General features: G+C 36.7%; 11 protein-coding genes. 9 read left to right on the top strand and 2 right to left on the bottom strand.

The genetic code is table 11. The features are described 5' to 3' along the window. Positions 1–469: 469 nt before the first annotated feature. The 6 genes from G6N06_RS10730 to G6N06_RS10705 all read left to right on the top strand — a co-directional run bounded on the left by G6N06_RS10730 (position 470) and on the right by G6N06_RS10705 (position 8,391). Complete coding sequence (locus G6N06_RS10730; RefSeq protein ID WP_163516713.1) at positions 470–1,228, top strand: SDR family NAD(P)-dependent oxidoreductase; 759 nt, start codon at positions 470–472, stop codon at positions 1,226–1,228. 541 nt (positions 1,229–1,769) lie between these two features. Then, complete coding sequence (locus G6N06_RS10725) at positions 1,770–3,305, top strand: catalase (RefSeq protein WP_163516711.1); 1,536 nt, start codon at positions 1,770–1,772, stop codon at positions 3,303–3,305. A gap of 129 nt (positions 3,306–3,434) precedes the next feature. After that, a complete protein-coding gene (locus tag G6N06_RS10720; RefSeq protein WP_240338040.1) occupies positions 3,435–3,923 on the top strand; it encodes a DIP1984 family protein in 489 nt (162 codons plus the stop codon). Positions 3,924–4,498: 575 nt separating this feature from the next. Then, the gene (locus G6N06_RS10715; protein WP_163516709.1) at positions 4,499–6,472 is read left to right on the top strand and encodes a monovalent cation:proton antiporter family protein; all 1,974 of its coding nucleotides are present in this window, start codon (positions 4,499–4,501) and stop codon (positions 6,470–6,472) included. A 95-nt stretch (positions 6,473–6,567) separates the two neighbouring features. After that, a complete protein-coding gene (locus G6N06_RS10710) occupies positions 6,568–7,386 on the top strand; it encodes a universal stress protein (protein WP_163516707.1) in 819 nt (272 codons plus the stop codon). 450 nt (positions 7,387–7,836) lie between these two features. Then, the gene (locus G6N06_RS10705) at positions 7,837–8,391 is read left to right on the top strand and encodes an NADPH-dependent FMN reductase (RefSeq protein WP_163516705.1); all 555 of its coding nucleotides are present in this window, start codon (positions 7,837–7,839) and stop codon (positions 8,389–8,391) included. Between the two features lie 82 nt (positions 8,392–8,473). Here the strand turns inward: G6N06_RS10705 and G6N06_RS10700 are convergent, their stop codons facing one another. Then, entirely contained in the window at positions 8,474–9,037 is a 564-nt protein-coding gene (locus tag G6N06_RS10700; protein WP_163516703.1) for a DUF6642 family protein, read from the bottom strand. A gap of 453 nt (positions 9,038–9,490) precedes the next feature. Between G6N06_RS10700 and G6N06_RS10695 the strand changes: the two genes are divergently transcribed. The 3 genes from G6N06_RS10695 to G6N06_RS10685 all read left to right on the top strand — a co-directional run bounded on the left by G6N06_RS10695 (position 9,491) and on the right by G6N06_RS10685 (position 11,828). Then, complete coding sequence (locus G6N06_RS10695; RefSeq protein WP_163516700.1) at positions 9,491–10,660, top strand: DUF5009 domain-containing protein; 1,170 nt, start codon at positions 9,491–9,493, stop codon at positions 10,658–10,660. Between the two features lie 209 nt (positions 10,661–10,869). After that, positions 10,870–11,439, top strand: a complete 570-nt coding sequence (locus G6N06_RS10690; RefSeq protein ID WP_163516698.1) for a YceI family protein — start codon at positions 10,870–10,872, stop codon at positions 11,437–11,439. A gap of 41 nt (positions 11,440–11,480) precedes the next feature. Beyond that, a complete protein-coding gene (locus tag G6N06_RS10685) occupies positions 11,481–11,828 on the top strand; it encodes a nuclear transport factor 2 family protein (RefSeq protein WP_163516696.1) in 348 nt (115 codons plus the stop codon). A 163-nt stretch (positions 11,829–11,991) separates the two neighbouring features. Here G6N06_RS10685 and G6N06_RS10680 read toward each other — a convergent pair whose 3' ends face one another. After that, positions 11,992–12,354 carry a winged helix-turn-helix transcriptional regulator gene (locus tag G6N06_RS10680; protein ID WP_163516693.1) on the bottom strand — a complete coding sequence of 121 codons (363 nt, stop codon included), beginning with the start codon at positions 12,352–12,354 and terminating at the stop codon, positions 11,992–11,994. Positions 12,355–12,464: the final 110 nt, after the last annotated feature.

Here is a 12,464-nt window from a genome sequence, read left to right as displayed (position 1 = left end):
TATTTGTGTTATTTAGATTATTCGGCTAAAAACTGAACTTATCAAGGGCCATAAAATCCCACTCTATTTCAGGAGTTTAATTAATTAGGTCAGTTTACAGCTAAAGTAATGAAATATTCTTAATCTCAAACTCGCCTGTACCATTACATTCAACATGAGTATGTCTGCATCCATCCTTGTTGTCATCCCAAAAGTGGCGCCACCCTTTTATCTATTAACCCATTCAAGGCCTTAAAACTTGGCTCCCAGATATCTTAGCCAATCAAAAGACTCAATTATTACATGAAACAAGAAAATTAGATAAGGTCTACAACCATTCCAGACATATACGATCGCATTCACTGACACAGGTCATTTCATATGACTTCTTAACCAAGTATCTTTGGGATAAGCTGTAAATCAGACAATTATAGCACATATCATATTAAAAGGATTCAAACTCCTATAAATTAACCTAAAAATAAAAATTATGAAAAGAACAGAAAACAAAGTTGTTGTCGTCACAGGTGGAGCATTGGGAATTGGTCGTGAAACGAGTTTATTATTGGCCAAACACGGAGCAAAAGTAGCCGTGACTGATATTCTTGACAAAGAAGGTCAGGCGTTGGTTGAAGAAATAAAAAAATCAGGCGGGAAGTCAAAATACTGGCATCTTGATGTGACAAAAGAAAAAGATGTTGAGAAAGTGTACGCTGAAGTCGTCAAAGAATTTGGCCGACTTGACGCAACCGTTAATAATGCTGGAATTGCCGGTGCGGACAAACCCTCTTCAGAAGTGACCGAAAAAGAATGGGATCTTGTTATGGATATTAATGTAAAAGGCGTTTTCTTTTGTACCAAACATGCTGTTCCACATATGAGAAAATCAGGTGGCGGAAGTATTGTAAATATTTCTTCTATTTATGGAATCGTAGGCGCTGCAGATTTACCTCCGTACCACGCTTCCAAAGGAGCTGTTCGGGTCATGTCGAAAACCGATGCCATTCAATATGCCAAAGATAAGATTAGAGTGAACTCTGTTCACCCAGGTTTTATTTGGACGCCATTAGTGGAAGAGCTAGCTAAAGACGACCCAGGATTCCGTAAGCATTTGGACAGTTTGCATCCAATCGGACATATTGGTGAAACTATAGATATCGCCTATGGAATACTATATCTGATATCGGATGAGTCGAAATTTACGACTGGAAGTGAATTGGTTATTGATGGTGGATATACAGCTATCTAAACTGATCTAACATACAGTAATTATTTCAGGTGGCAAGGACAATCCTTGCCACCTGAAATTTTTAATAGACTATTATAAAAAAGGAAGAAAGAAAGGACCATTTCAATAAAAAAATAATTGAGATATATCGATCTCAGAACGATATTGATGTTTTTAATGACTAAATTTAATAGAATAAAAAACATCAATAACAAGAACCAATTAACCACCAAAACTAATAACCAATATATGAGCAACAACATCATAAAAGTTTCAAGAAATGTTCAGAATGCACCAAAGAATCCAGTATCTACACATACAGTAGCTTTTTCTCATTACAATCATATTTCAGGTCTGCTGTATTTTTCTTAGGTCTAGAAGAAGTATTATAGCTGATTACCACCTCTCATTTTTAAGCAAAAAAAACCACTTCCTTCTTCCCGATATCGTATGATTGCTCATTTCGGTTAAACTGCTGTTAAAACCATTAAAAATCCTCGGACAAGTAGCGTAAATATTGTAACTTGATATGCTCAATAATTAATCTTAAAAACCAAGACCAATGGAAGATAAAAACTCAAAAAAAGAAAATAAAAGTTCAAAGCTCACAAGGCAAACCGGAGCTCCGGTAGGAGATAATCAAAACGTTCAAACAGCAGGCCCACGTGGGCCAATGTTAATGCAGGATGCTTGGTTTCTTGAGAAAATGGCAAACTTTGACCGAGAGGTGATTCCTGAAAGAAGAATGCACGCCAAAGGTTCAGGAGCTTTTGGAACGTTTACTGTTACTCACGATATAACACAATACACCAAAGCCAAAATTTTCAGCGAAGTAGGTAAAAAAACAGAAATGTTCAGCCGATTTTCGACTGTTGCCGGTGAACGAGGTGCCGCTGATGCCGAACGGGATATCAGAGGTTTTGCACTGAAGTTTTACACAGAGGAAGGAATTTGGGATTTGGTTGGAAACAATACGCCTGTATTTTTCTTTCGTGATCCGATGAAGTTTCCAGACTTAAACCGTGCTGTAAAACGTGACCCTAAAACTAACTTAAGAAGTGCCAATAATAACTGGGATTTTTGGACACTGCTTCCTGAATCACTGCACCAAGTGACTATTACAATGAGTGATAGAGGTATTCCGAAAGGCTACAGACACATGCATGGGTTTGGAAGTCATACCTTTAGTTTTATCAATAAAGACAATATTAGACACTGGGTGAAATTCCACTTTGTGACGCAACAAGGCATAAAGAACATGTCGGATGAAGAGGCTATGAAAGTAGTCGGAATGGATAGAGAATCATCACAAAGAGACTTGTTTGACGCTATTGAAAGAAACGATTTCCCAAGATGGAAAATGTTTGTTCAGATCATGACGGAAGAGCAGGCCAAAACCTACCGCTTCCACCCTTTCGACTTGACCAAAATCTGGTCTAAAAAAGATTTTCCACTTATTCCAGTCGGTGAATTTGAGTTGAACAGAAATCCAGAAAATTATTTCCAGGATGTAGAACAGGCGGCATTCAATCCACTAAATGTTGTTCCAGGAATTGGATTCTCACCAGATAAAATGCTCCAAGGAAGACTTTTTTCTTACGGAGACGCCCAACGTTATCGATTGGGAGTAAATCATTATCAAATCCCTGTAAACAAACCAACGTGTCCTTATCATTCCAATCATAGAGATGGAACCATGCGCGTAGATGGCAACCACGGTGGCACCTTGCATTACGAACCTAACAGCTACGGTGAGTGGCAAGAGCAACCAGATGCAAAAGAACCGCCTTTAGAGTTGGATGGCTCAGCTTATGCCCACAATTTCAGGGACGATGATGAAGATTATTTCACTCAGCCTGGCGATTTGTTCCGCATTATTAAAGCTGATGGAAAAGAACAATTATTATTCAGCAATACCGCAGCACAAGTGGGTGGCGCAGAAAAGTTTATTCAGATCCGCCATATCAGAAACTGTTTTAAAGCCGACCCAGAATATGGACAAGGTGTAGCAAAAGCACTTGGTTTGACCATGGACGAAGTCAATAGTTTTGATATGACACCTTATGATAGATGGGCACCACGGCCTACCAACAGATAAGTTTCAGGAAATAATAGAGCAATACAAATAACATTGTCATAAACATGTGATAATAACACCTCTTTATGATGATGTTATTTTTACTATTGCCGTGTCAAAAAAATCAAAAAGCTTCACTTTTAAGCAAAATTGAAAAAATATAAAATGTCAAAACAACCCACAAATAAAAGTATCAAACTGGCTGAAGGCCTATTGCTAAGAGCGGATCTTATGAAGAAAATAGAACATCTTCAAAATAGAATCAGACCCGTGCTTATTGTATCGGATGATAAACTTCCCCAAGAAGACCCAGATAAATTGCTTGCACAACTGAGAAAGGCAATCCAAGATTTAGAATCTATAATCATAAGAATAAATAAAACCAATAATGAAACCCAGGTTGAAGGGGAAGGTTCTCTTATGGAAGCACTTGCTAAAAGAGATTCCTTAAAAATGCTTTCTGAAAAACTTAGAAATATTAGGTATGCCGCGCAAGTAGATAATAGTGGCGATAATAATCTTAAAACGACTATTGACATTAAAAAATTACAAAGTGAAATGGATCAAGCAGGAAGAGCTTTCAGAGAAATTGACAGTAAGATTCAAGAAATTAATTGGCTCACAGAGCTAAAGGATTAAGCCGAAAGGCGGAATGATCGGGGCGAGTGCCAGCCCCTTTTTTTGGTGTGGGTTTTCGGGGCAAACTGAAAACTCTACCGCATAGAGCTGCTTGGGTTGCGGCAAAAACGTATTGTTTAGGACCCATTACTGCTTACATAGTACAATAGTATCGCGTAAAATTTACTACCAGGTACTGACCGATCATTTTTTTTTCAAGAACCTCAGGGTATTAAAACCCACTAGTAGAATCAATCATAAAAAATTAGAAAACCTCTTTTAAGCGATCATAAGAAAACATATCGTGCTTTTACGCTCTTTCTTTAACTTTCTTCCTTAAAAAAATTATTCCTTATTCACAGTTATGCCTTGCCTACGGATCATTTTCCATCGCATTTTTAATATCACACCTTGTCTTCGCAAAAAAAATAGGCGGTTTAAAAGGTGTAACACTACACTTAATACATATTAAGTGCCAAATCGATCCATATTTAATTGTCATTGGTTTATCTTTATCAACTCTTTTTTCCTGGTCAAAAGAAGGTGAAGTGAAAAAATCAGATCATGCAAATTAAATACAAGAATAGCTAAAACGTATGCCATTACTACAAGATATACTTATACTTCTCGGATTTTCAGTCGTTATCGTTTTTGTGCTTCAGCGTTTAAAACTTCCTTCTATAATCGGTTTTTTGCTGACAGGGGTCGTTATAGGGCCTTATGGGCTAAGTCTTATTAAAGCTGTAGAGCAAGTAGAAATTCTATCGGAGGTTGGTGTAATTCTATTACTCTTTGTTATTGGAATGGAATTATCCATTAAACAACTGGTCTCCATTAAAAAAACTGTTTTTATAGGTGGTTTTTTACAGGTAGGACTTACTGTAGGTGTTGCTGGCCTTGTTTACTATTTTTTAGGAAACTCTTGGAACGAGTCGGTATTTGTTGGCTTTCTTTTTTCTTTATCAAGTACTGCAATCGTTTTAAAAACATTACAAGATCGTCAAGAAATTTCGGCTCCACACGCAAGAAACGCTTTGGCAATTCTAATTTTTCAAGACATCATAGTAGTGCCAATGATGTTGGTTACCCCAATGATTGCTGGAGAATCGAGCAATGTAGTCACAGATATTCTACTGTTATTGGTCAAATCGGCCTTTGTGGTTGTGCTCACTTATATCAGTGCGCGGTATGTTGTACCTAGATTGATGCACGCTGTGGCAAAAACCAACAGCAAAGAACTTTTCCTTTTGGTCACGATCACCCTTTGTTTTGCTATTGCTTTTCTAACTGCAGAAATAGGCTTATCGTTGGCATTAGGTGCTTTTATTGCAGGCCTTATTATTTCTGAATCGGAATATAGCCATCAGGCTACCAGTATAATCCTTCCTTTTCGTGAGCTTTTTACAAGTTTCTTTTTCGTATCCGTTGGTATGTTGCTTGATCTTGGTTTTTTCCTAAGCAATATTCCTATCATCCTACTTTTGGTATTTATTGTCCTTCTATTAAAATCATCGGTTGCGGCCATTGCCGTCGCTATTCTTAAATATCCTACTAAACCGGCAATCTTAACCGGCCTGGCGCTTTTTCAAGTTGGTGAATTCGCTTTTATCCTTTCTAAGATCGGTATTAGGTACCATCTTTTAACGCCACAAACCAACCAATATTTTTTATCCGTGTCGATTGTGTCTATGATATTAACGCCATTTGTCATTATGTTTTCAGAGACTATTTCCGACAAAGTTTTGGGTGTTAAAAAAAGATTAGGACTTAAGAGGGAATTGGATTCAAGTGGCATCGAAGAAATGGTCGAACCCAATTTAGAAAATCATTTAGTGATCATTGGATATGGCATCAATGGCAGCAATTTAGCTAAAGCAGCCACTGCTAGCAATATACCTTTTATAGTCATAGAGACGAATCCCGAAATAGTCAAGCGGGAAAAGGCAAAAGGGTTGCCAATTATTTTTGGTGATGCCACAAATGACCATATTCTTGAAACGGTCCATCTTTCAAGAGCCAGAGCAGCTGTAATTGCCATTTCTGGAAATACGGACACTCAAAAAATCATTAAAAATATACGCGCTATTTCTGATTCATTATATTTAGTTGTAAGAACGAGATATGTTAAAGAGACTTCTGAATTATTGGCTCTAGGTGCTGATGAGGTAATTCCAGAAGAATTTGAAACATCCATACAGATATTCGAACATATATTGCACAATTTTCTCGTGCCTGAAGGCGATATTGTCCAGCTTATCCATAAGGTTAGGGCTGACAATTACCAATTATTTAAAGGTGAATTAAAAGGCCCGAAAACCTATAGAACCAATGAGCTGGCAGATTTCAATATCAAAAGCTTGCGCATGAGATCGGATAGCAATAAGTTTTTAGGCAAACCTTTAAGGGAATTGGATCTAAGAGCAAGATATGGCATCAATATACTAGCCATTAAAAGAAAGGATAAATTACTGGAAAGTGTACAGCCAGACGAAATAATAAAACAAGGTGACATCATTTATATTCAAGGAGATCAGAGTAAAGTAGAAGAGTTTTATAAACTTATCAACTAATACAACAACGGAAGATTGAACACCGATCATTGCGGCCTTAAGCTCCACATATAGTGAAGTCCGTACCAACTTTATAACGACATAAAATCTAAAAAATGAATAAACGGTTTATAGTACTTATTGACTTTTCTGAGTATTCGAGCAATCTGATAAAGTATGCCTGTGATTGGAGCCAAGAAGCTAATGCAAAAATTCTTTTGCATCATCAAACCCATCCGTTTTTACCGGCATTCGCAGAAAACGAAGCCAGAGAATATATCGTTCAGCAAGCTAATGACAACGCACTTGAGAAATTAAAAATCCTAGCGCATGACCTTATTCCTGAGACTATTGAAGTTGCTTATTATGTTTCTGAAATCGATTTTCATCTTACTTTACCTGAATTACTGATAGAACCGTTTGAAAATTTAATTTTCATCGGTTTAAAAGGTACGGGGATTTTGAAAAAAATATTTTTAGGGAGCGTCGCCCTTCGGATCATTGGAAATATAGAAAACACAGTGGTTGCCATGCCCAAGGGAATCGATTCATTTTCGCACGAAAAAATATTTGTGGCCGTAGGCGATAAGAAACCCCTGAACATACAGCAATTGGACAACTTTCTTAAGTTCATTGACCACCAGAACACGAGCATAACGTTTTTCCATTTGGCGAAACCAAATGAAGACACCACTCTTATCAAAGAAAAATTACAGACTCTATCAGAAACTTATGCCGACAGATTTACTACAAACTTTGCTATTTACGAAGCCAATAATCGATTAGACGGTATAAAGGGAGTCATCAACAACAAAATTAACGAGATATTGATTGTTCAAAAAGGGTCACGTATTTTAACCGACCAACTTTTTAGTCGATTTTTAATTAACGAATTAGTTTACGAAGGTCAAACCCCATTAATTATATTACCATAAAATTCGAAAACGTCGAAGTTGGGAAGGAAATATAGCTTTCAATCAAGATTATGACTTTCATTTGGACGACCATTATATAGGTAAAGCCTTACGGCCTGGTGAATAACACACAGACAGCCTCCAAACGATGCTTTACAATTGGTAGGCGCCCAGCTTTTCCAAAATATATTTTTTTTGAAGAATCAAGCCAAATGATGTAGGTCATTGTCATTGCGGGAGAAAGACCCTATATTAGAGGTATTATCTTTTGATTCTCAAACTTTAGTAGTGTTTGAAATGGGGCAGGAACCTCTGGGGTATAAGAATACACACTGGTGGAAATTATACGAAAACCTCAAATGTTAAACTACTTATAAACTATAATAAAACAAAGTTAGTGAATATTGAAATTCTTATCTTAGTGAGATAAGTGAAATCAATTTTATCAACATTAAAAATAATATCAAATTTATGAAAAAACACAACATCGCAGTTATCGTAGGAAGTCTTCGTAAGGAGTCCTTCAATTTAAAAACAGCCAAAGCTTTGATGGCAATGGCACCAGAATCATTTAATATGGAACTTTTAGACATAACAGGTCTTCCAATGTTTAATGAAGATCTGGAAGCAACATCTCCAAAGGAATGGGTAGCCTTACGTGAAAAAATTAGAGCTGCAGATGGACTTCTCTTTGCTACACCCGAATACAACCGCTCTGTGCCTGGGGTTTTGAAAAATGCGATAGATGTAGGTTCACGACCATATGGAGAAAATTCATGGAACGGAAAACCAGCGGCGATTGTCAGTGTTTCCATTGGTGCCATAAGCGGTTTTGGAGCAAATCATCATTTGAGACAATCTCTAACTTTCGTAAACGTTCCTACTATGGCCCAGCCAGAAGCATACATTGGAGATGCTGCAGCGCTTTTCGATGACAAAGGAAAACTAACCAACGATTCAACCAAGGAATTCCTAAAAAGTTTTATGAAGGCCTTCGAGAAATGGGTTGAGACTCATGTGAAGTAATTCCATTGTTAAAATTTCTGAAGATTAATGTTTTAAGTTTTATATCCATTAGTGGATTTTAGCGACCTGCCCTTATTGCAGATTAATAATACAGTCTGAAATCAAGCAATTTACAGAGACTATAGTGTTTTTGAAACATCAGTTCTACCACTTCTTTGAGATCATCATTTTCCTGATACAAGCTAAAAAAAACGCGGTCCAAAGTACTGACGCTCGAAATTTCGCTTAAGTCAGATCCGTAACCTGAAATGGCACGTGCCCCAGTAACATCAAGAAAATACTGCGATTCTTCATCGGTGAGATCCAATATTTTTTTGTTTGCAAAATGGATCACTTTCCCTTTCATCCTTCCTTCAAAGAGTTCAGCTATTTCCTCCATACTATAATAATAGTCGTTCAGGCAGATATTGTTGGGCTCGCCGGGCATAATAAGATAAATAATTTCGTAATCCTTAAAATTATGATCTTCATATAGCAACACACCCAAGCTTTCTTCAAATCCCTCAATGGTATCACAAGCCTTATAAATACTTTCAATACCCTGTTGTATCACAATATTTTCCAATACAGATACGACCTCTGTCATATTGGTACTATCTACATCAGGAATTGCTTCAAGACAGAAAATGAACTTTTCATGCTCCATAGAACCCAACTTTCATTTATTTTTAGAATTCACAAAACTCCTTCTTTTCATGGGGTTTAACAAATAAATTAAAGATGATTATCAGCTATTTTCAATTACACAACATCTCCTGTCATTCTGAATAAAGGTATTGAACCAAAATAGTGTCGGCAGCATTGATAAAATTGAAAATAGCGCATCTAAGTGTCCAAAAAAAATAAGGTAATCAATGTATATATGAATTCCTATCCATCTCTTGTTAATTGCAAAACTAACACGTTTTAGCATGGAGTTTGTCACTGCCAGGTGACTGAGTCCATTTAGTTTTATGATCATTTTTTAAATCTAGTAATTTGTATATTTACTTTCCAGACTCTATAGCAAAGCGATATCGTTCTTAATTATTCGACGGAATAATTTATTATGAATAAAACTTAAGGATATGGTCACTTTAACACCCGTCTTTTGAAAACAATGAGAATCCGAACCATAGATGTATTAAGGGCACTGACCATGTTTCTTATGATTTTTGTTAACGATATTTGGTCATTGACAGGCATACCTAAATGGTTGGGACATACGGCTGCCACAGAGGATGGGATGGGGTTTTCGGATGTTATTTTCCCATTGTTCCTATTTATAGTTGGTCTGTCCATTCCTTTGGCCATAAATGTCCGAATCAAAAAAAAGGATTCCAAGATCAGTATTCTTGCCCATATTTTTGCAAGAACAATCGCCCTGCTGATAATGGGGTTATATATGGTTAACTATGGTGCCATTAACGACCAAGCCATGCCTATAAACAAAAATATCTGGCAGATCTTAATGGCATTGGGGATTTTTCTTGTTTGGATGGATTATACACGCCTGCCCCGCATAAATAAAAAAATCGTCGGGACTTTAAAATCCGTTGGTGTACTTTTATTACTCTATCTCGCATGGATATACCAAGGTGGAAATTCTGAACAGATAACGAGCATGCAAGTAAGATGGTGGGGCATATTGGGACTCATAGGCTGGGCATATTTACTGAATAGCATTATCTACCTTTATTACGGCAAGAACAAGTGGCTCCTTGTACTTGTATTTTTAGGATTGCTTTTACTAAATATACAGGAGAATGGTTATTTCAAAGATATTCCAACTTTTAAATTAGTCATCAGCGCTTCCAATCATGCCCTGGTTATGGCAGGGGTACTCTGCACCGTATTCTATTTGAAACTCAGCAAGACCGTCCGCCAAGAGCATTGGTTCCTGGCCATCATTTTCCTATTGGGGGCAGGTTTTATAGGCTTCGGAATGTTTTTAAGAATTGAGTTTATTATTTCAAAAATCCTGGCTACTCCGTCCTGGACATCTATTTGCATCGGAATTAGTTTCATATCTTATGCTACTTTATATATACTCGTTGACCGATGGAACAAATACAATTGGATAAAACCTATAAAACCAGCGGGCACCAGTACTTTGACCTGTTATCTCATGCCATTTTTTATATATCCCATCATGGCATTAACAGGATTTCAGTGGCCAAGTATTTTTACCGCAGGCTTATTGGGAATACTAAAATCATTAGTTTTTTCATTCCTAGTCATTTTTATCGTAGGACTCATGGAAAAACAAAATATAAGACTAAAAATATAAGGATAATTCGCAATTCCTAGTTGGCACTATAATTATCGATTGAATCGATAAACCACTATGGCCACAAGAATTAAAACCTAAAATTTAACAATGAATTTATTGATTGTCTTGCGATATAAAATCTTTAATTTTTAAAACTTAATAGAGTAAGTTATTACTGTAACTTTCCGTATATTGAAGTATTAATACAATCTAAAACGTTAACAATTATGAGAAAAGCATTTATTTTATTGATTATGATGATTTTTAGTGTCAATGCATTTGCACAAACACAATGGAAGGTGGACCCCTACCATTCGTCATTAAATTTCAACATATCGCATTCGGGAATAAGTATTGTGAATGGAAAATTTTTGGAATACACTGGGAACTTAACTACAAATGGAGACGCACTGTCCGATGCTAGTTTCGATTTTACCGTCAAAGTAAACAGCATCAATACAAGCGTAGAGAACAGGGATAATCACTTGAGAAGTCCTGATTTCTTTGAGGTAGAAAAATACCCTAATATGACTTTTAAAAGTACCAAAATTTTAGCCACAGGTAAACCCAACGAATATTTATTATACGGGAAACTGACCATAAAAGATGTTACCAAAGATGTGATCTTTGATGTGCACTATGGTGGAACAGTGACAAGTGACCAAGGCCAAAAATTAGGCTTAAAAGCCACAACGACCATTAATCGATTTGACTATAATATCAATTACGACCCAGCTGCTGCCGGTGTTGGAAAAGATGTAAAGATTGTGGCGCACTTACAATTCGCAAAACAATAATATTATAGATGAAAAATCCAGCAAAATAAGTAGTCGATAAGATGTTTTCGGCATTTGGTAGTGGTGATGTGGAACAATTCGTGGCTACAGTTTCCGAAGATACCGTATGGATTTATCACGGCACCCATATTATTCCGGCAGGAACTTTTGAAAAAAAGGAAGGTGTCAGAACATTTTTCACCAATATTATGGAAAGAACTGAAATCATCAACTTTGAACCTCAACAATTTATCGTTGAAGGCAACATGGTAGTGGTTTTAGGCCGAGAACACCAAAGGGTTAAACGATCAGGAAGGGAACTAAAGCAGAAATGGGTTCAAATATACGCGGTTGAAAACAATTTGATTACAAAAATGGAAGAGTTTGCAGCCTCGGAAGAAGTAAATTAACAGAGATGATTTAAGACTTATGGCATTCGGCCCAAAGTCACTTTTGACTATAAATCTATGATTGACGGATAAATTTCCATTACCCATGGGCTAAATATCGTAAGTCTTAAGTCCTTTTGTTCTACATCAAATAATTGAGCCTATTTTTATTTCAATGAATCTCTCATTTTGAACCGTGAATTGACTGTCTATAGGCAAGGCCCCACTTTGTCAGCTCATCAATAAGTGGTGCGAGTGTTGCACCGTATTCGGTAACAGCATATTCAACAGTTATCGGTTTTGTATTCATAACTGTTCGGCTGACCAAGTGATTCATTTCCAAGTCCTGAAGTTCTTTGGAAAGCATTTTACTGCCAATGCCGTCAATTTCTCTCAACAAGTCCATAAATCCCAGTTTACGGCCTTCTATGAGCGTGCCCAAAATATGAAATTTCCATTTTCCAGATAAAATGCCCATCGTATCACTGATAGCTTGCATCCTAATTTGACAAGCGGGTGTGTCGTTTATTACAGATTTCTTTTTCATTGTTTCATTTTTTTTAAAGTACTAAACTAAATGCGAAATCCCCTGAAGTAGTTTCCTAATGGAAAGTACTTTCTAAAAGGAATTACATATCAAATATACACTTATTTTCG

Origin of the sequence: Gelidibacter japonicus, assembly GCF_010725055.1 — a bacterium.
In the GTDB taxonomy this organism is placed as follows: Bacteria; Bacteroidota; Bacteroidia; order Flavobacteriales; family Flavobacteriaceae; genus Gelidibacter; species Gelidibacter japonicus.
This window is presented reverse-complemented; position numbering and strand designations above follow the sequence as displayed.